The organism is Povalibacter sp. (genome assembly GCF_036520495.1).
Lineage (GTDB): Bacteria > Pseudomonadota > Gammaproteobacteria > Steroidobacterales > Steroidobacteraceae > Steroidobacter.
The window spans coordinates 12697-31101 of the sequence record NZ_DATDJO010000067.1 but is presented as its reverse complement, the minus strand read 5'-3'; the positions used below and the strand labels follow the sequence as shown (position 1 = coordinate 31101).

Genomic DNA, 18405 nt, shown 5'->3' with positions numbered 1-18405 from the left:
GCCAGTCGGCCCTCTTGATCCCCACTTCCCTCCGCTATGATGACCGCCCGCTTTCAGCGCTGCTCATCCTCGGAGCCTCTACCATGTACGACTTCAGACGGTTTTTCATCGACGGCGCCTGGGTCACCCCTGCTGGTCGCCGAGAGATCGACGTAATCAATCCAGCCACCGAGGAAGCGGTGGGCAAGATCCTGCTGGGCACGCCCGAGGACGTGGACGCTGCGGTCCAGGCGGCGCGTCGGGCGTTCGAGAGCTTTTCTCAAACCTCGCGTGAGGAACGAATCGCACTGCTCGAGCGGATCCTTGAAGTTTTCCAATCCCACATGTCGCGCCTCGGCCAGGCGATTTCGGACGAGATGGGTGCGCCGATGAAGCTCGCGCTAGGTGCCCAGGCCGGCAGCGGTCCCGGACATTTCGCCTCCACGCTGGCGGCGCTCAAGGACTTCGAGTTCGAAGAGCAGTTGGGCACCACGCGCATCCGACGCGAACCGGTGGGTGTGTGCGGACTCATCACGCCCTGGAACTGGCCCATCAACCAGATCGCCTGCAAGGTCGCCCCGGCCCTCGCCGCAGGCTGCACAATCGTGCTGAAGCCGAGTGAAATCGCTCCCTTGAGCGCGCACGTCTTCGCGGAAATCATGGAAGAAGCAGGCGTACCCAGGGGTGTGTTCAACATGGTCGACGGCGATGGCCCCGGCGTGGGTGAAGCGATCTCGCATCATCCCGGGATCGACATGGTTTCCTTCACCGGCTCGACGCGCGCCGGCGTGCTCGTGGCGAAAGCGGCAGCCGAGACGGTGAAGCGTGTGTCGCAGGAACTCGGCGGCAAGTCAGCGAACATCATCCTCGAGGACGCCGATCTGAACGCGGCCGTGAAGACGGGCGTGCTCTCGATGATGGCCAACACCGGGCAGTCCTGTAATGCACCATCGCGCATGCTGGTGCCGGCAAAACTGTATGCCGAGGCCGTGCAGATCGCCAAGGCCGTCGCTGAGAAAACGAAGGTCGGCGATCCGAAGGCCGAGGGCGTGAACATGGGTCCGGTGTCCAGCAAGACCCAGTTCGACAAGATTCAGGCCTTGCTCAAGAAGGGCATCGAGGAAGGAGCCACTGTCGTCACCGGGGGTCCCGGTCGACCCGACGGTCTCGACAAGGGCTACTTCATCAAACCCACCGTGTTCGCGAACGTGAACAACGACATGACCATCGCGCGCGAGGAAATCTTCGGACCGGTGCTGTGCATGATTCCGTACCAGACCGAAGAAGAGGCGATCCGCATCGCCAACGACACGGTGTACGGCCTGTCCGGCTACGTGTACTCGGGAAATATCGAGCATGCCCGCCGCGTCGGCAGCAAACTGCGCGCCGGCATGATCCACCTGAACGGCGCCCCGACCGATGCGAACGCGCCCTTCGGCGGCTACAAGCAATCCGGCAATGGCCGCGAATGGGGGCGCGAGGGACTCAGGGAGTTCCTGGAAGTGAAGGCGGTGATGGGATACGGCAACAATTAACAGTTCACAGTTGATAATTGACAATTCCAGAAGCTGAAAAAGCCGGAAGCGCAGGCGCCCGAATTATCAATTGTCAATTTTCTTTGCTACCTGATTGGTCCCGCATTCGGATCCGGCGCAGGTGGCGCACTCTGCATGCGGTCGTAAATGCGATGCACCTTGATGCCTGACAGCAGTGTGTCGCCGCTCCATTTCAGTTCGGATTCGAGCTGATCGGTCTTCTTCAGCCAGCGATACTTTTCGATGACACGCGGGCCCCTGCGTGCCTTGCGTTCGATCACGAACCACTGGCCGTCCCAACCGATCGTCGAGTCGGCGAGTTCTCCGGTGGGCATCGACACCTGGCTCTCACTGCCGGCCTGGAAACGCCGATTGTCCAGCTCCGACACGATGTCGATGGTCGCGCCCGTCTGCGTGATGACGAGCGTGTCGGACACATTCAGCATGCGGCGCAGGTTGTCGTTACGGCGCGGAGTGCGCTTCTGCGGCGGCTGATTTTTCGGCGGCGCAGTGACGGCTTCCTCTTCCGGTGGGGGCTGAGGCATTCCCAGAGGCGGAATTCCCAGCGCGTCCGTGCGGCGTGCATCGCGCATCCACCGTTCGTATTGCTTGCGCAATTCATCGAGCCGCTCTTGCAGCAACCGCTCGGCATCGTCGCTCCTGGCCACGTTGACTTGCCAGTTGCCGCTGAGGTCCACGCCCTTGGGGGGTGCGGCGCTGTAGCGAGCCATCGACATGGGGGCAAAGCAGAGCAGCAGAGCTCCGGTCGCGGCAGCAAAGCCGGACGGGAATCGAAACTTGGTCAAGCGTCACCCGAAGAGTTGTTGGTGTCCGATAGGACCCATCAGACCCGAACCGGTTCGACGACGCAACGCTGCAGAACGGTTTCAAGTGTCTTCCGCCGGCACGGCGCCTGCGGGCAGATCGAACTCACCCCTGGTGGAGAAACGATTCGTGCTGAACGTCGAACCGCTCAGCTTGCCCTTCATCTCGTATTGAATCTTGTGGGTGCCGCCGCCCTGCATGATGCCGATGGCCTGGCGGATCATGCGGAATGCGGAGATGGTGACCGGCACACTGACGATGGTCTCGCCGAAGCGCGGTACGGTGCCGCCTTCGGGGCTCACGCCGCTGGCGAAACTCTTGCCTTGCACGTTCATTTCCAGAGCGACGCCGTTGTAGGTCACGGCGGCGTCATTGGGATTCTGTACACGCAGCTTCACCATCATCCGCAGTTCCATGCCCTGGCCTTGCAATGGCTCGATGCCCGCCACCGTCACCTGCAATGGATCGCGACCCGGCATGCTGGCGCAGGCGCTCAGTCCGATCAGGATGACCGTCAACAACCCAGCGAACCAGCGACGCCTGCGGTGCATGGAATCTCTCCAACGGCGGGAACTGCCGCATTGTGCGCGAGCAAAGCGGTCCACAGATCAGGATATTCCGTGAGCAGCACACTCCCGTTGGCGTGTGTGACGGGACTCCGAATCCAAAGATAAAGAGTATCCACGGGGTACACGGGGTGACACGGGGCAGGAAAAGGCGACAAGAACGCGATTCTTCCACCCCGTGTTTCCCCCTGCTACCCCGTGGAGATCCTCGTCTTCTCTGCTGCGGTACTCGAGTAACTGCCATAGTTCCAGGCAGAAATTCCCGACTCGCGATGCTCAGTCGTCCGCCTGCATTCGCAGCAACGCGACATTGCCTCCGGTCGCCGCCGTATTGATCGTCAGCGTGCGCTCGGTGGCGAAACGCTGCAGGTACAGCGGGCCGCCCGCCTTCGGGCCCGTTCCCGACAGGCCATGACCGCCGAAGGGCTGTACGCCAACGACGGCGCCGATCATGTTGCGATTGACGTAGACATTGCCGGCGAGCGAGGCATCGAAGATGTTGCGGGCGACGGCATCGATGCGCGTGTGTACGCCCAGCGTCAAACCAAAGCCGGTGGCGTGCAACTCATCGAGATGACGCTGCAGGTCCGGCTGCCGGTAACGGATCACATGCAGCAGCGGGCCGAAGTGCTCCTGCTTGAGCTCGGTTACGGAATCGAGCAGGAACAGATGTGGAGCGACGAACGTGCCCGACGCACACGCATCGCTGAGCTTCACTGCATGCAGCTGGTGGCCCACGTCATGCAGCTGCTGCGCGTGCGCGAGCAATTGATCGCGTGCCTGCGCGTCGATGACCGGGCCGACGTCGGTGGCAAGATCGGCGGGATGGCCAATCTTCAGCTGGTCCATCGCTCCGCGGATCATGGCAATGATCCCGTCCGCAACTTCTTCCTGCAGATACAACACGCGCAACGCCGAGCAGCGCTGTCCCGCCGAATGAAAGGCGGAACGGATCACGTCGTCGACGACCTGCTCCGGCAAGGCGGTCGAGTCCACGAACATCGCGTTCTGTCCGCCGGTCTCGGCGATCAGGGGCACGATCGGTCCTTCGCGCATCGCGAGCGTGCGGGCAATGAGCTTGGCGGTCGCCGTCGAGCCCGTCATCACCACACCGGCGATGCGCTCATCGGCCACCAGCGCCGCACCCACGACTTCGCCGCGTCCCGGCAGCAGGTGCAGCGCATCGACTGGCACACCCGCCTGGTGCAGCAACTCGACTGCACGCGCCGCAATCAGCGGCGTCTGTTCGGCCGGCTTTGCCAGCACCGTGTTGCCGGCGGCGAGCGCAGCCACGACCTGGCCGGTGAAGATCGCCAGCGGAAAATTCCAGGGACTGATGCAGACGAAGGCGCCGCGGCCATGCAGGCTGTACAGATTCTGTTCGCCGGTCGGCCCGGGCAATTGCCGAGGTGCGCCGAACTGAATTCGTGCCTGCGCTGCATAGTAGCGACAGAAATCCACTGCTTCGCGCACTTCGGCAATCGCGTCGACCAGTGTCTTGCCGGCCTCACGCACGAGCAGCGAAATCAGCAGCTCGCGGCCTGCCTCGAATGCATCGGCTGCACGTTCGAGTATCGCAGCTCGTTCGTCCGCGCCGCGGCGATCCCAGGCGGGCTGCGCCTTCGCTGCCGCCGCTACTGCGCGGCCGACATCGTCAGCCGTGGCTTCCACGACGTGGCCCACCGGTTCGTTGCGATCCGCTGGATTCGTCACGGTTTCTCGCGGACCGATGATTGGCGCGCCACACACGATCGGCGTTGCAGCACGCATCTCGCCGCGCAGAGCCACGAGCGCCGCCTGCAACGACTGAACTTCCAACGGATCGCTCAGATCCAGACCCAGGGAGTTGCGACGCGATGCGCCATACAGTTCGGCGGGCAACGGAATATGCGGATTCGGAATCGACGTCATGACAGACACCTTGTGTGCTGGGTCTTCGATCAGTTGCTCAGGGGAAACGCGTTCGTCCATGAAGCGATTGACGAACGATGAGTTGGCGCCGTTCTCCAGCAGACGCCGCACGAGGTAGGCCAGCAATTCTTTGTGTGCGCCAACCGGCGCATAGATGCGCACCTGCGGCAGGTCGGGCACCACTTCACGAGCCGCCGCGTACAGCAACTCGCCCATGCCGTGCAGTCGCTGGAACTCGAAATCGCGACGCCTGCCCGCCATCTCCAGCACCGCGGCCACGGTGTGTGCGTTGTGAGTCGCGAACTGCGGATAGATGACATCGGGATGCGCCAGCACCTGACGGGCGCAGGCGAGATACGCAAGGTCCGTGTTCACCTTGCGCGTGAATACCGGGTAGTCGCGCACACCCGTTTCCTGTGCGCGCTTGATCTCGGTGTCCCAGTAGGCGCCTTTCACCAGCCGCACCATGAACCGGCGACCCGTCTCGTGACCCAGCGCAATCAGCCAGTCGATGACCGCCGGCGTGCGCTTCGAATAACACTGCACAGCGAGGCCAAGACCCTGCCAGGCTCCCAGCACCGGGTCACGCGCGAGCGCCTCGATCAGATCCAGCGACAGATCGAGACGTGACGCCTCCTCCGCGTCGATCGTCATGCCGACGTCATGGTCGCGCGCCGCAATTGCGAGCGTCGTCAGTCGCGGCAGCAGTTCCTGGAGCACACGCTGCTTCTGCGCGAACTCGTAGCGCGGATGCAGGGCCGAGAGCTTCACGGACACATTGTGTTTGGCATGCAGATCACCTTTGACTGCCCTGCCGGTCGCGTCGATGCAGTGGAGGTAGGACTCGAAATGCCGGCGCGCATCGGCGGCCGTGCGCGCGCCCTCGCCCAGCATGTCGAACGAGGCAATTTCGCCGTCGCTCGCAGCGCGCGACACCGCCTCGTCGATCGTCCTGCCGAGCACGAACTCGCCGCCCATGATCCGCATGGCCTGACGCACCGCCGTACGTACGATGGGCTCGCCGAGGCGATGGACCATCGACCGCAGTAAGCCGCCGCGTTCTCCGCCCAGTTCGCCGTCGAGTTGCACGATGCTGCCGGCGAGCATCAGTGCGCGCGTCGCAGCGTTGACGAGTGCCGAGTCGGATTGCGAGTCGTGCTTCGCCCATGAACCGGAGCGGACTTTCTCGGCGATCAGGTTGTCCGCGGTGGCGCTGTCGGGAACGCGCAGCAGTGCTTCGGCGAGACCGAGCAGCGCAATGCCTTCGTCGGTGGACAGACCGAACTCCTGCAGGAATGTCTCCAGCAGGCCGCGCTCCGAGCGGCGCTCGCGGGCACGATCGACGAAGCGGCGCGCGATCGACGCAATGCGCGCACGTTCGTCGGGCGATGTGCCGTAACGTGCGAGCAGATTCCGGATGACGGTGGTTTCGCTCGCGTAATACAGCGAGCGGATGGCGGTGCGTTCGGCGGCAAGCGCTCGGAAAGCCGGCATTTCCATGGAACTTACGATCCCTGAACAGACATCGGGGTCGCCAAGGTGCCAGCGCTTGCAGAGAATTAGTCTCTTAAGGTTGCAACTTTCCAGCTATATTTCCTGTAGAACCTAATTTTACAGGTGATTCCTCCATGAAGCGCGAGCCGAAGCTGGACCTGGTCGATCGCCGCATCCTGCAGATCCTGCAACGCGAGGCACGCATCGCGAACGTCGACCTGGCGAAGCGGGTGCATCTGAGCCCGACACCTTGCTTCGAGCGCATGCGCCGGCTCGAGGAAAGCGGCTACATCACGGGCTATGCCGCGCAACTCAGTCCGCAGAAACTCGGCCTGGGGCTGCTGGCATTCGTCGAGGTCTCGCTCGACAAGACCAATCCCACAGCGTTCGATCAGTTTCGCGATGCGGTGGCGGCCATGCCGGAAGTGCAGGAATGCCACATGGTGGCCGGCGGCTTCGACTACCTGATCAAACTGCGCGTCACCGACATGACGGCGTACCGGCGTTTCCTGGGCGAACGCGTTTCCGCACTGCCTGCGGTGAGCCGCACCCACACGTACTTCGTGATGGAGGAAGTGAAAGTGAGCCAGGAGTTACCGATCGTCGCTCCCAAGAACCGGTAGAGAGGAGGTATCAGGCGGGTACACAAGGAGCATGACCCACGGAAATCCCGCGGGACAAGAATCGCAACGTGGGAGCCGACCAGTGGATTCCCGCTTCCTGTTCCTTGCGTTCCTTTGTGTACTTCCCTCTCTTCACCGACTCGCGAGCTGCAAAGGCGGCGGCGCATCTTTGACCAGACGGAAGCCGACGTGGCTCATCGGGTTCATCGGATCGTTGCCGCGGCGTGCGCTGGGTCGATAGCTCAGGCAGTAATCGACATTGCAGAGGAATGATCCGCCGCGGATGACGCGACGCGGCGCGTTGGGCAGCGCTCCCAGCGCGTCGTCGGGATCCCAGGAATCCTGCGGACCGACGGGATTGTCGATGACCGCGCTGCCGTGCTGCTGCACTTCGCGATCGAAAAAGTCGGCGCGGTACCAGTCGGACGCCCATTGCCAGGCATTGCCCGTCATGTCGACGAGCCCGTAACCATTCGCGGGGAACGTACCGACCCGCATCGTGCCCGTTGCACCACCGGCCTTTGGATTCACGACCGGAAAGCGCCCCTGGCGCGAGACATCCCAGATGTTCGCCATCGATTCGCCATTGGGTTTGAACTCTTCGCCCCATGCATACGTGGCCTGCTCGAGTCCGCCGCGCGCGGCGAATTCCCATTCCGCTTCCGTCGGCAGACGCTTGCCGGCCCAGGTTGCAAAAGCACGTACGTCCTCATAGCTGACCTGCACGACCGGATGATCGTCCTTGCCGTCGATACTGCTATCGGGGCCTTGCGGATGCTTCCAGTCCGCACCCGGCACATAGCGCCACCAGCGACTCAGGTCGCGGTAGTCGACCGGTGCATCCGTGCCGACAAACACCATCGCGCCCGGAACCATCGCATCATCCGGCGGCTGCGGCGTGTCCGGCGGCAGCTGTACCTTGAGGTCTTCCCACTGCGGCTTGCGTTCTGCCGTCGTCACATAGCCCGTGGCGGCGACGAATTCGCGGAACTGCGCATTGGTCACGTGCGTGCGATCCATCCAGAAACCATTCACGCGCACATGATGCGTCGGTCGCTCGTTGCGCTGTGCGAGTGAGTGATCGCTGCCCATCAGGAATTCGCCACCGGGAATCCACGCCATGTCCCTCGGGCCGAGTGCGCCGTCGCCGATCATCACGACAGGCTTCGCGATGGTACCGGGTGCACTGACCAATGCGATGCGTCGGTCATCGGCGCCGCCCTTCTGCATCCACGCGGCCACAGCGAATCCAATCCCGCCACCGACCAACGCGACGGCGCTCAATGCGATAAGGAGCTGTCGCACATTCGATCCGACAGCCTTCGGCTCGGCGGCGCCTGCCGCATCCTGGGCAACCTGCTTCGAGCGCTTGGCCATGATCGCCTCAGCCCTTGTTCCTGGGTGTCACCGAGACTATCGCTATGGTGAGCGGCCGTGGAAAACGTGTCTAGTAATGAAATGGCGGCCTTCGGCAGGGAGACCTTCGGCAGGTGGACTTCGTCAGGGTGGCTGACGTTGTCAGCAGGGCAGACATGTCTCGCACCGCTCTTGCCAGGCAGGCCGACTGCGTCGGCAAGTAAGAAGCAGCATTCCGATTCTTCTCCTCCCTCAGAACCTGCCGACGCAGTCGGCCTGCCTGCCATGCTTCATGGCCTTCCTGCCGTCGGCCTCCCTGCCGCAGGCCGCCATTCATCCCTAGGTAATCTCCGCAGACTCCGTCGACTTCGACGAGGCAAACGGCACCGTGAAATGAAAGGTCGCGCCGCGGTCGCTGTTGTTCTCGGCCCAGATGCGTCCCTCATGAGCGTTCACGATCGTGCGGGCAATGGACAGTCCCAGGCCCATGCCCTGCTGGCTGGTCGTGAAGAAGGATTCGAACAACAGCGGCATTCGCTCCGCCGGAATACCGCAGCCGCCGTCGCGCACCGCGATCTCGATGCGGGTTGCATCGTAGATCCGTGTAATGACCGTCACGCTCCGCTGCGCCTCGGGAACCGCGACCTCGGCCTCCATCGCATTGACGATCAGGTTGACCAGGACCTGCTGCAGCTGTGTCGCATCCCCGAGCACTGGCGGCAGCGCCTCTGCCAACTCCTTACGCAATCGCATGCGACGGCGTTCGACATCGCCACCAAGGAGTCGAAACACGTCGAGGACGGTCGCATTGATATCGAGCGGCCGACGCTCGAGCGGCCGGTTGCGCACGAAGGCACGGATGGAACGGATCGTATCGTCCGCACGCAGATCGTACTGACGAATCGCACCCATGATCTCGATCAGTTCGTCGATCGGCGGGTCGGGACGTTGCAGCAGATTGCGTGCAGCATCCGCGCTCAGCAGGATCGCACTGAGCGGCTGACGGATCTCGTGCGCAATCATCGCCGTCAGCTCACCCGTAACGGCGAGGCGCTGGGCATGCGCGAGCGCACGCGTCGCTTCTTCGGCGCGGCGCCGATCGGTAACGTCGGTGAGGGCACAGATGAAACCGCGAAATTCACCGCCGGGCGCATAGCGCGGCACGCCGACGGTGCTCACCCAGCGATACTCGTCGTCGTAACGACGATGCCGGTAGTCGAACTGGAAGCGTTGGTGCGTCCTGAAGGACTCGTTGTAGATATCGCGCGCATGCGGCAGATCGTTCGGATGCACCAGCAACCCCCAACCCTCGATGTTCTCCGGGTCCGCATGGTGACCGCTGAAATTCCGCCAGCCGTCATTCACGAATTCGATGCGCTGCTGGCTGTCGACCTGCCAGATCATCACCGGTGCGGCATTGGCGATCGAGCGGAACCGTTCCTCGCTCTCCCGCAGCGAGCGTTCCGTGCGCCAGCGCTGCTCGACGACGACCGCGACCAGGTACAGCGGCGCCGCACGCAGCAACAAAAAGTTTTGTAATGCCATCGCGGTCTCTGCGGGCGGCAGCGAAGCAAACGGCCCCCGGTACTGCAGGGCGGCCTGAATCGCGATGACGGCGAGCAGCGTGATCGAGCCCGACGCGCCCAGCATCCCAAAACGCAGCGCCGCCCAGAACAGAAATGGAATGGGCGCGTAGAAACGCGTCTGCTGCAGTTCGCTCGGACCGTCGCCGGTATCTGCGGCCAGATACGCGGTGAGCAGCAGGCCGGCAATGAGCAGGCAGGCTTCTATCAGACGTTTCGAATCCCGCACCAGGGCGCGCAGTTCGGAACCCAAGATCCAGTAGCAGATCGCCGGTGTCACGACCAGATGAGCCAAGGCGTTGCCCATGAACCACTGGTCCCACGACTGCCAGAAATCGTAACCGAGCAGGTAGCGCGCACCTGCGCCGGCAAATGCGCCAAGCGCCGGAATCAGCAGCACCGCGTACAGCACGAACCCGGCAAACTGTGGCACTGACTCCAGCCGCAGCGGCGTACCGACGAAACGTCGCAATGCCGTCGCAGTCAGCAGGCCCTTGGCCGAGTCGATGACGAACGTCACCAGCAGAAACCACAGAGGCAGCTCGCTTGCGACGTCCGAGAAGATCCGGATCGGCAGGGCCGCCAGCACATAGATGAACCATCGCCGCGGCGAAGTGACCAGCAGCGCACACAGCAATACGGAGTCGGGAAACCAGAAGGGTGATGCGAACGCCTGGCTGAAGGCCATGCCCAAGCGATAGGCGATGAAGAACGCGACACTGAACAGCCCGAGCCGCAGCAGATCCGTCAGCACGCTGGCGCGCGTGATCGGACCGCTTGCAGGCTGTTCCGTAAATACGTGCATCCGGATCAGGTGGCCGCCCTCGAGCGCGGTCGCACAGCAGCTCCATTGTCGTGGGTACAGCGATTATGCATGTCGCTGCGTCAGCTGTCCGGCCCGGCGGGATGGCGCTGGCTCGAGATTCCCTGCGGCTCGGAAATCGATCGACTAGAAGCCGGGCGGCGAAGCGCCCGATGACTTTCGCGCTGTTACCTGAATCTCGATCTTCATGCGCGGATCCGCCAATCCTGCGGAAATCATCATCGCCGCGGGCCGGACATCGCCGAAGTACTTGCGCAGCGCCGGCCAGCATTGTTCGAATTCACTCGCTACCGGCACGACATAGATCACGCGCACCACGTCGGCAAGTTTCGACCCCGCCTGCTGTAGCGCGTGCTCGATATTTTTCAGGCACTGCTCGGTCTGCTCGACGATGCCTTCGGCAATCGTCATCGCCGCATAGTCGAAACCGGTCGTACCCGACACGAAGACCCAGTCGCCGTCGACGACGGCACGCGAGTAACCGATATCACGTTCGAAGGTCGATCCGGAGCTGATGAGTTGGCGCATACGATGCAGTTGATAGTTGAGAGTTGATAGCTCAAAGACAAGGACACCTTCTTTTCAACTATCAACTGTCCACTATCAACTTTCCACTATGCATTCATCTTCCCCAGCAGCCACTGCAGCCCCGCCAGATGCTGCTGATCGTGACTGCAAAGATAGTGCACGAGGCTACGCAAAGTCAGCGACCCATAGCCATCGAAACTGGCGCGCCGGGCGAGCTGTTCCGGCGTCAACGTTGCGAGCAGTTCGATGGAACGAGCACGGGCGGCGCGAAACTGCGTCAATGCCGCTTCGACATCCTGACTGGCGTAGGCGCGATCTTTCGCGAAGGCATCCGTGTCGATCTGCGCCAGCGCCGGAGTGTCTTCCTCCAGCGTGCGTCGGAAGCGCACCTGGTAGCCCTCGATCTCGATATCCCGTACATGGCAGATCTGTTCGATTGCCGTGAGATATTCGCTGGGGATTCCTTCCCACGACGCGGGGGCCCAATGGCGCAGCTCCGACGGAATCGCCCGGTAGTGCGCTTCGAGCTGATCGGGGAACACTGTCAGAGCATGGAGGGTGGTCGGGTTCATTCGACTGTCCACTCGGGAGGCCGATAGTTTAGGCCGCGTCAGCGGGTGTGATCGTCGACTTGACCAACCAGAGCGCCCCGAATCGGCGGGCATCGACGCGTTGCGTACTGCGTCCACAGGAAATCCGCGTTCCCGCCGAGACCGGGCAGCCATCGCGCAATGCGTGCGCCGCCCCGTGGGTGTTTGTCGGAGCCGTCGCTATCGCAGCTCAGCGCTTCTGCGTTCTACCCTTAGGGACACACCCTTGCCGGCTTCCTAGAATCACTCCTCGCCCGCTGCAGGAGACGATCGTGTCCGACCATCAAACTCCCCGCGTTTTGCTGCTTGCCGTTGGGACGACACTGGTCGCTGCCGCGGCGTTGGGACAGTACAGCGGCCCGTCGTCGACAACGCAGTATCGCAGTGTCGCGGAAGTGCTGAAGAACCCGGTCGACGACGCACCGGTCACGCTCGAAGGCTATATCGTCAAGCAGGTCGACAAGGACAAGTACATTTTTTCGGACGGCACGACGGAGATCCGCGTCGAAATCGACGCCGAGGATTTCCCCGCGACGCCGGTCAACGAGAAGACGCGTGTACAGATCCGCGGGGAAGTCGATAAGGATATCCTCAATGGCCCGGAGATCGACGTGGAGGCCGTGACGCTGGTCGAGTAGCGATCGCAGCGTCGATCTTCTGCGCCGTTGCGGCCCTTATCGGACGCTCGACAGCAATTTGTAGACGAGTGCTGCTGCCGGTGTCGCAGTGGACCTGCGACTCGTCGCCGAGATTGAGCACGGGCTCACCCGGCTGATACACCAGATCGTGGCTGCGATCCTCGAAGGCGCCCAGCGCGTAGTCGCCCGGCTGCGCGACCATCAGCCAGCGGCCATCGCCTTCGGCAACGAAGTGATCGGCAGGACGCCAGGCAGGCGGGGCACTTGCCGGCGTCCTGCACTCTCTTCTTGCCCCGTGCCACCCGTCCCGCGGGATTTCCTTTCGGTCATGTTCCCCGCGGAGATTCTTTATCCTTGCATCTCACGACACGCCAGGGAGGCGACGCTATCCTCAGAACGTCAGTGGCGCGCGTAGCGCGAACGTGACATCCGGCGTGTCACGTGTAACTCCGACGCCGAGCGAGAGATTGAGCGTCGCCAGAGGGTTGTAACGGAACGGGACGCCAAGCGACAGCGTCGTGCGTACCGAACCCGGGACATCGACATCATTCTGCTGTGTCTTGTCGATGATGCCCTGGTCGTAGCGCTCACTTACTGTAAAACGCATCGATGGTTGATTAATCAATAGTGCAATGAATCCGACTTTCGGCACATGGAGTGACCGCACAGCAGGACGCATTCCGATCGAACTGACGCATCAGTGAGTCGTCGGGTGGGCGCATGACACGACTCGTGATTACCGGCAGCCGGCGGTCTTGTTGCCGACATTTCACCGCTCTTGCTATGGCAGTGCAGCGCGGCGGGCTATGCTAGAAGCACTTCAGGCTCTTCCGCAGGCCCATGACTTACTTTCTGCTCGCGTTTCCAGCGCTCTTCTCCATCGTCAATCCGCTTGGCGGTCTGTTTATTTTCCTGAGCGCCACTCAACACTTCCATCCGTCGTTGCGCTCCGCTCTGGCACGCTGGGTCGCCATCTACAGCTTCGTCATCGTGACGGCTTCGCTCTACGTGGGGGCCTATGTGCTCACGTTCTTCGGCGTGTCGGTGCCCGTTTTACGCGTGGCGGGCGGTATCGCGATTGCCCTGACCGCATGGAAGATGCTGAATGCGCCCGATCCGGAACCGGGACAGGACGTGCCCGCCGCGGAATTGCCGGCAGCCAGTACTGCGAGCCGGATGGCGTTCTATCCACTCACCATGCCGTTGACGACCGGCCCTGGCACCATCTCGGTCGCGGTATCGCTTGGCACCAACCGCCCGCGAAACCTGGGTGAGGGTCAGTTCCTCTGGTTCATGGCGCAGATGACGGTGGCCACGCTGCTGTTGTGCGCCATCATCTATCTGCTGTATCGCTACGCCGATGGCATCTCCCGCAAGATCGGTCCGACCGGCACGGCGGTGATCATGCGGCTGTCCGCCTTTCTGCTGCTTTGTATCGGCATCCAGATTTTCTGGAACGGCGCGGCCGAACTGCTCAGCAGCATCCACTGATCCACTGACTTTCCAGCCGCCGTCAATACGCGCGAAGGGCAGCACGATTTCCCCGTGCACCCCATGACGCACTGACGGATTGCTGCTATCAGATGCGCGAGGGACGGGCCGGCCGGCTCGTCCATTCAGCGCAAGGGGGCAGACTATGAGCGGCATACCGCGACGACTCGTGATGCTGGGACTCGCGGCACTCCCGCTCGCGGCATCCGCACAGATCCCGGACGTGGGATCATTGACCTCCGCAATGAAGAGTCCGTTGCTCGGGATGCTGACGAGTCAGCTCGGCGTGACGGAGCAGCAGGCGACGGGCGGCATCGGCTCCTACCTGACGCTCGCACAGGAGAAACTGGCGAAGGGCGATTTCGACAGGATCGCCGGGCTGGTGCCTGGCGCGTCGAAGTACATGGAACAGGCCAAGGCACTCGGTGCGGTTACGGGGCCTCTGAAAAATCTTGCCGGGTTGAACGGAGCACTTGGCAACCTCGGCATGCAACCCGAAACGGTCGCAAAGTTTGCACCGACCGTGACGGACTATCTGGGCAAGGCCGGCGGCAGCGGCGTGCAGAGCATGCTGGCAGGCATTCTCAAGTAGCGCACCCCCAATGACGGACGCGAATACGACCGCCCCACCCTCGGCGATGCGCGCCGCGGTAAACGATCATCTCGCGAACGAGCGGACGCACCTCGCATACGTGGGCACCGCGGTCTCGCTGTTTGCGTCCGGCATCACGCTGCATCAATTCAGCTGGTTCATCGCCGAGCATCGCGACACATTGCGTCCGGGCACCTTCGCTGCCGGATGGCGCGTCGGCTTCGGCATGGTGCTCTTCGGAATCGTGGTGGCCCTGTGGTCGGCTTTCCGCTTCGACCCGATGACGCGCGATATCGACCGCGGCATCTATCGCCCCAACCGCATCGCGATGTTGGCGCTCTCACTGGGGATCCCGATCATCGGCGCCACGGGCGCCGTGTGGCTGCTGTGGAGGTAACGACGATGCCCCTCTCCGCCTTGGTTCAGGGCGCCGCGAAGCACTGGTGGCTGGTGGTATTGCGCGGTGTGTTCGCCATAGCGTTCGGCGCGCTGGCGTGGTTGTGGCCAGGCGTCACGGTGCTGGTGCTGGTGCTGCTATGGGGAATCTACGCGCTGGCCGACGGAATCGTGGCGCTGATCACCGCCTTTCGCTGGCGCGATTCGGGCAAGCCGCTGTGGCCGCTGATTCTGATGGGGCTCGTCGGCATTGCCGCGGGCATAGTCGCCTTCGCCGCGCCCGGGATCACCGCCATCGTGCTGCTTCTGTTCATCGCTGCGTGGGCGGTGATCATCGGCGTGCTGCAGATCCTCACCGCGATTCGCTTGCGTCAGGAAATCGACAACGAGTGGCTGCTGGGTCTCGCCGGACTGGTCTCGCTGCTCTTCGGCATCCTGATGATCGTGCGACCCGGCGCGGGTGCGCTCGCCGTCGTCTGGATCATCAGCCTCTACGCGATCTTCTTCGGCGTGCTGCTGGTCATGCTCGGCTTCAGGCTGAAAGGTCTGCGCGCGGCGTGAGACGGACGGAAAAAGAACCGGAAGAGTCTCCACGGGGGCACGGGGATCACGGGGCCGGAAAGCAAGACAGTATCAAGACAGGATTCGTTTCCCTCCTGCCCCGTGGATCTCCGTGTCCCCGTGGAAATCTTCTTCTCTGAGTTTTGGTTCTTCAGTTCTTCTCGGCAGGTGCAGCTGGCTGCGTATCCGCAGGCGGCGGCAGCATCGTCCTGTCGGGCACCAGGATGACGACCCCGGATTGCGGTTCCGATGGCACTTCTGCGGGCGGCGGTGCCGGTTGCGTATCCGGCGTGGTTGCGTAGAGCGACGTGATCACACGCACTGCGTGCACCGTCATCATGAAGCCGGCGACGATGATCGCGACCGGGATCAGGGCCACCAGAAAAATCACCACCCTGCGCAGGATGGGCACCTTCGGCTTGGCGGCTTCCGCGTCGAGGTGCTCCTGCGCGCGCTGCTGCACTGCACGCTGCAGCTCGCTTTGCCGATCGAACGGAATGATGCGCGCGGTAGCTTGGGGCGTAGGGGATTCGGGAAGACGTTCTTCGGACGACTGGGTCATGGCTTGGCTTCGATCCGATCGGTCAGGGCTGTGGAGGCTGCACGGCCTCTGTCGGTTTCATGGCGGCGCCGCCACGCCGCTTCGCCCGCGCAGATCGCGGGCTGGGGAGCAGTGTAACTCGCGGGATACTCGTCTTCTCAAGACTGCGCGGCGAACGACAGGTTCCCGCCGGTGAAGGCATCACTCTGGCAGTGCACAAGTGGCACAGCGGGTCCGTAGGCGTTTCCCTTAAGGCGCCGCGTGGACTTTGTTCAGCTCCTTTCCCGCCGCAAGGCGCCAGTCGCCGCCGTTGGCGCGACAGACCGGATAGGTCGATTCGCTCTCCACCCCGCGGGCCTGCATCCATATCTTCAGCTTGCGGCAATCGAGTCCGTCTTCCGATTTGAACAGGCCCGTGCCCTGCACTTTCCCCGAGTAGCCATTGCGCGGATTGCGCCATTCCTTCGCGGCCTCGCCGCTGGCGTCGTTCAGAACGGCCTGCACGGCTTCATTCATCAGCTTGCGATCGGCATCGCCGAAATAATAGAGCGGCGTTTCCTTCAGGAACCCGAGCCCGGCCGCGTAGCCGGGAACGGTTGCCACTGTCATGAACAACGTGAACGTCATGAGAACGAGGTTTCGATGTCGGTTCATGCTGCTTCCGCCTCTGAGGTGAAGGATGCGTCAGCGTGTCACTCCGCGGTTTCGAACAATGGCCGCGCGCGAATCCTGAAAGGTGCATTGAGCGCAGTCAGCCAGCGGGCATCCTGCCCGTAAACGTCGCGCCGGAAATTCATCGATCCCTGCGGATCGCTCCAGGCCGTCCAGTAAGCCAGCAGCACGGGCATCTTCTTTTTCAGTGTCACGTTCTGCAACTGCCCGGACGCGACCGTGCGCGCGATTGCGGCAGCATTCCAGCGGTCGGGATCGTTCAACACCCGCTCGGCAAGTTCCAGCGCACGCTCCGTTCTGACGCAACCGGAACTGAAACTGCGATCGGCGCGCTCGAACAGCGCCTGCGAGGGCGTGTCATGCAGATAGACGAGGTAGGAGTTCGGGAACATGAGCTTGACGCGGCCCAGCGCATTGTCGGGTCCCGGATCCTGGCGCAGCGTGTAGGGGATATTGCCGCTGCGGTAACGCGACCAGTCGACCGATGACGGACTGACCTCGCGACCGTTGCGATCCAGCACCTTCAGTCCTTTGCGGGTGATGGAGCCGGGATCGCGGCGCGCCGCCGGCAGGATGTCGTTCTGGATGATGCCCGGCGGTACCGTCCAGGTGGGATTGAACACCACGTAGCTGATCTCCGAGCGAAACAGCGGCGTCTGGCGATACGACTTGCCGACCTGGGCGCGCGCGGTCCAGACGATCTGATCGCCGCGAATCAAATAGACGGTGTAACCCGCGATGTTGACGACGACGAACTCCTCCGGCAGATCCTGCAGCAGTATCCGGCCGCGATCGAGATTGACGCGCAGCTGCCGGATGCGCTGCGCCGGCGTCACGTTCAACTCCGCGACCGTCGCCGGGCCGATGGAGCCATCCACATCCAGGCCCATGCGTTGCTGGAACTGCCGCACGGCTGCCTCGATCGCAGCGTCGTAGAGGATCGAGTCGACAGCCGCATCCGCCGGCAGATCCTCGGTTGCGATCAACCGCTGCCGCAGTCCCGGTACCCGCTCATCGCTCATTCCCGGCTTGATCGTCGGACCCGCAGCAAATGTGGACCAGCCACCGTGCGCCTCGATGTCGCGATATCTCGCCAGTTCACGTCTGACACCGCGGTATAGCGGGTGCGTAGGCTTCAAAGCCTCGAGGCGCTGATATACATCCCGCGCGGCGATGGCCTGTTCGATCTGCTCTGCCACGTCCATACGCGCCAGCGTGCGGCCGTAGTTCCACTGCGGATCGAACGACTGCGGATCCACCTTGCCGAACGACAGGTGATAGCCGAGTCGCAACAATGCCTCCGTCATCAGGATGTCGTACTGACCGCGTGTCACAGCCATCGCGCCGGCTGCCTCCGCCTGCGTCGAAAGTTCCTCCAGCAACGGCAGGTAGTAGTCGGCGGGATCCAGACCGTCCTCATGGCTGTCGGCCAGCGCCTTGCGCAACTGCGCGGTGACCTGCGGCTGCGTCCACGCCGGCTGAAACTGGCGGCGCGAATAGAACTGATGCAACAGATCCGTCATCGCAATGTCGACGCCATGAACCTTCGAGACACCTGATGTCGTGATGGCATCGAGTTCGGCACTGATGGCCAGAGCGACAGGATCGGTCGTCTGCGCTGACACACCGGTGACACAGAGCACGAGAACAACAAGGCCCGCGCGAATGCAGTTGAGAATGCGATGACTCATGACAAAGAAA

The 18405-nt window shown here is 62.7% G+C and carries 18 protein-coding genes; 7 read left to right on the top strand and 11 right to left on the bottom strand.

Features of this window, described 5'->3' with window-relative positions:
- The first annotated feature begins 83 nt into the window (after positions 1-83).
- Positions 84-1514 carry an aldehyde dehydrogenase family protein gene (locus VIZ63_RS22775; RefSeq protein ID WP_331612114.1) on the top strand — a complete coding sequence of 477 codons (1431 nt, stop codon included), beginning with the start codon at positions 84-86 and terminating at the stop codon, positions 1512-1514.
- Positions 1515-1600: 86 nt separating this feature from the next.
- Here VIZ63_RS22775 and VIZ63_RS22770 read toward each other — a convergent pair whose 3' ends face one another.
- The 3 genes from VIZ63_RS22770 to putA all read right to left on the bottom strand — a co-directional run bounded on the left by VIZ63_RS22770 (position 1601) and on the right by putA (position 6316).
- Positions 1601-2320 (bottom strand): hypothetical protein, encoded by a 720-nt coding sequence (locus tag VIZ63_RS22770; protein WP_331612113.1) that lies wholly within the window; start codon positions 2318-2320, stop codon positions 1601-1603.
- Positions 2321-2401: 81 nt separating this feature from the next.
- Entirely contained in the window at positions 2402-2890 is a 489-nt protein-coding gene (locus tag VIZ63_RS22765) for an LEA type 2 family protein (RefSeq protein WP_331612112.1), read from the bottom strand.
- Positions 2891-3181: 291 nt separating this feature from the next.
- Positions 3182-6316, bottom strand: coding sequence for a bifunctional proline dehydrogenase/L-glutamate gamma-semialdehyde dehydrogenase PutA (gene putA, locus VIZ63_RS22760; protein WP_331612111.1), 3135 nt, complete (start codon positions 6314-6316; stop codon positions 3182-3184).
- A 128-nt stretch (positions 6317-6444) separates the two neighbouring features.
- Here putA and VIZ63_RS22755 point away from each other — a divergent pair, with 128 nt between their 5' ends.
- The gene (locus VIZ63_RS22755) at positions 6445-6933 is read left to right on the top strand and encodes an Lrp/AsnC ligand binding domain-containing protein (RefSeq protein ID WP_331612110.1); all 489 of its coding nucleotides are present in this window, start codon (positions 6445-6447) and stop codon (positions 6931-6933) included.
- A 132-nt stretch (positions 6934-7065) separates the two neighbouring features.
- Here VIZ63_RS22755 and VIZ63_RS22750 read toward each other — a convergent pair whose 3' ends face one another.
- The 4 genes from VIZ63_RS22750 to VIZ63_RS22735 all read right to left on the bottom strand — a co-directional run bounded on the left by VIZ63_RS22750 (position 7066) and on the right by VIZ63_RS22735 (position 11795).
- Positions 7066-8310, bottom strand: a complete 1245-nt coding sequence (locus VIZ63_RS22750) for a formylglycine-generating enzyme family protein (protein WP_331612109.1) — start codon at positions 8308-8310, stop codon at positions 7066-7068.
- Between the two features lie 318 nt (positions 8311-8628).
- On the bottom strand, positions 8629-10677 hold the full coding sequence (locus VIZ63_RS22745; protein WP_331612108.1) for an MASE1 domain-containing protein: 2049 nt from the start codon (positions 10675-10677) through the stop codon (positions 8629-8631).
- A 144-nt stretch (positions 10678-10821) separates the two neighbouring features.
- Entirely contained in the window at positions 10822-11223 is a 402-nt protein-coding gene (locus tag VIZ63_RS22740) for a RidA family protein (protein WP_331612107.1), read from the bottom strand.
- Positions 11224-11309: 86 nt separating this feature from the next.
- Positions 11310-11795, bottom strand: a complete 486-nt coding sequence (locus VIZ63_RS22735; RefSeq protein WP_331612106.1) for a DinB family protein — start codon at positions 11793-11795, stop codon at positions 11310-11312.
- Positions 11796-12085: 290 nt separating this feature from the next.
- Here VIZ63_RS22735 and VIZ63_RS22730 point away from each other — a divergent pair, with 290 nt between their 5' ends.
- Positions 12086-12451: a NirD/YgiW/YdeI family stress tolerance protein gene (locus VIZ63_RS22730; protein WP_331612105.1), complete on the top strand. Its 366-nt coding sequence runs from the start codon at positions 12086-12088 to the stop codon at positions 12449-12451.
- Positions 12452-12842: 391 nt separating this feature from the next.
- Here VIZ63_RS22730 and VIZ63_RS22725 read toward each other — a convergent pair whose 3' ends face one another.
- Positions 12843-13058 (bottom strand): hypothetical protein, encoded by a 216-nt coding sequence (locus VIZ63_RS22725; protein WP_331612104.1) that lies wholly within the window; start codon positions 13056-13058, stop codon positions 12843-12845.
- A gap of 233 nt (positions 13059-13291) precedes the next feature.
- On the opposite strand from VIZ63_RS22725, the gene VIZ63_RS22720 reads away from it, so the two are divergent.
- The 4 genes from VIZ63_RS22720 to VIZ63_RS22705 all read left to right on the top strand — a co-directional run bounded on the left by VIZ63_RS22720 (position 13292) and on the right by VIZ63_RS22705 (position 15491).
- Positions 13292-13942 (top strand): MarC family protein, encoded by a 651-nt coding sequence (locus VIZ63_RS22720; protein WP_331612103.1) that lies wholly within the window; start codon positions 13292-13294, stop codon positions 13940-13942.
- 145 nt (positions 13943-14087) lie between these two features.
- Positions 14088-14534, top strand: coding sequence for a DUF2780 domain-containing protein (locus VIZ63_RS22715; RefSeq protein WP_331612102.1), 447 nt, complete (start codon positions 14088-14090; stop codon positions 14532-14534).
- 10 nt (positions 14535-14544) lie between these two features.
- Positions 14545-14931 (top strand): YidH family protein, encoded by a 387-nt coding sequence (locus VIZ63_RS22710; RefSeq protein ID WP_331612101.1) that lies wholly within the window; start codon positions 14545-14547, stop codon positions 14929-14931.
- A 5-nt stretch (positions 14932-14936) separates the two neighbouring features.
- Positions 14937-15491, top strand: a complete 555-nt coding sequence (locus VIZ63_RS22705) for an HdeD family acid-resistance protein (RefSeq protein WP_331612100.1) — start codon at positions 14937-14939, stop codon at positions 15489-15491.
- Positions 15492-15642: 151 nt separating this feature from the next.
- Here the strand turns inward: VIZ63_RS22705 and VIZ63_RS22700 are convergent, their stop codons facing one another.
- The 3 genes from VIZ63_RS22700 to VIZ63_RS22690 all read right to left on the bottom strand — a co-directional run bounded on the left by VIZ63_RS22700 (position 15643) and on the right by VIZ63_RS22690 (position 18395).
- The gene (locus VIZ63_RS22700) at positions 15643-16053 is read right to left on the bottom strand and encodes a hypothetical protein (RefSeq protein WP_331612099.1); all 411 of its coding nucleotides are present in this window, start codon (positions 16051-16053) and stop codon (positions 15643-15645) included.
- Between the two features lie 228 nt (positions 16054-16281).
- Complete coding sequence (locus VIZ63_RS22695; protein ID WP_331612098.1) at positions 16282-16686, bottom strand: RT0821/Lpp0805 family surface protein; 405 nt, start codon at positions 16684-16686, stop codon at positions 16282-16284.
- A gap of 38 nt (positions 16687-16724) precedes the next feature.
- The gene (locus VIZ63_RS22690; protein WP_331612097.1) at positions 16725-18395 is read right to left on the bottom strand and encodes a L,D-transpeptidase family protein; all 1671 of its coding nucleotides are present in this window, start codon (positions 18393-18395) and stop codon (positions 16725-16727) included.
- Positions 18396-18405 lie beyond the last annotated feature (10 nt).

What these genes read in the sequence shown, in the direction of transcription:
- VIZ63_RS22740 (WP_331612107.1), bottom strand. Translation starts at nt 11,223, where the DNA reads ATGCGCCAACTCATCAGCTCCGGATCGACCTTCGAACGTGATATCGGT.
- VIZ63_RS22700 (WP_331612099.1), bottom strand. Translation starts at nt 16,053, where the DNA reads ATGACCCAGTCGTCCGAAGAACGTCTTCCCGAATCCCCTACGCCCCAA.
- VIZ63_RS22725 (WP_331612104.1), bottom strand. Translation starts at nt 13,058, where the DNA reads ATGCGTTTTACAGTAAGTGAGCGCTACGACCAGGGCATCATCGACAAG.
- VIZ63_RS22715 (WP_331612102.1), top strand. Translation starts at nt 14,088, where the DNA reads ATGAGCGGCATACCGCGACGACTCGTGATGCTGGGACTCGCGGCACTC.
- VIZ63_RS22735 (WP_331612106.1), bottom strand. Translation starts at nt 11,795, where the DNA reads ATGAACCCGACCACCCTCCATGCTCTGACAGTGTTCCCCGATCAGCTC.
- VIZ63_RS22690 (WP_331612097.1), bottom strand. Translation starts at nt 18,395, where the DNA reads ATGAGTCATCGCATTCTCAACTGCATTCGCGCGGGCCTTGTTGTTCTC.
- VIZ63_RS22755 (WP_331612110.1), top strand. Translation starts at nt 6,445, where the DNA reads ATGAAGCGCGAGCCGAAGCTGGACCTGGTCGATCGCCGCATCCTGCAG.
- VIZ63_RS22750 (WP_331612109.1), bottom strand. Translation starts at nt 8,310, where the DNA reads ATGGCCAAGCGCTCGAAGCAGGTTGCCCAGGATGCGGCAGGCGCCGCC.
- VIZ63_RS22745 (WP_331612108.1), bottom strand. Translation starts at nt 10,677, where the DNA reads ATGCACGTATTTACGGAACAGCCTGCAAGCGGTCCGATCACGCGCGCC.
- VIZ63_RS22775 (WP_331612114.1), top strand. Translation starts at nt 84, where the DNA reads ATGTACGACTTCAGACGGTTTTTCATCGACGGCGCCTGGGTCACCCCT.
- putA (WP_331612111.1), bottom strand. Translation starts at nt 6,316, where the DNA reads ATGGAAATGCCGGCTTTCCGAGCGCTTGCCGCCGAACGCACCGCCATC.
- VIZ63_RS22765 (WP_331612112.1), bottom strand. Translation starts at nt 2,890, where the DNA reads ATGCACCGCAGGCGTCGCTGGTTCGCTGGGTTGTTGACGGTCATCCTG.
- VIZ63_RS22720 (WP_331612103.1), top strand. Translation starts at nt 13,292, where the DNA reads ATGACTTACTTTCTGCTCGCGTTTCCAGCGCTCTTCTCCATCGTCAAT.
- VIZ63_RS22695 (WP_331612098.1), bottom strand. Translation starts at nt 16,686, where the DNA reads ATGAACCGACATCGAAACCTCGTTCTCATGACGTTCACGTTGTTCATG.
- VIZ63_RS22705 (WP_331612100.1), top strand. Translation starts at nt 14,937, where the DNA reads ATGCCCCTCTCCGCCTTGGTTCAGGGCGCCGCGAAGCACTGGTGGCTG.
- VIZ63_RS22710 (WP_331612101.1), top strand. Translation starts at nt 14,545, where the DNA reads ATGACGGACGCGAATACGACCGCCCCACCCTCGGCGATGCGCGCCGCG.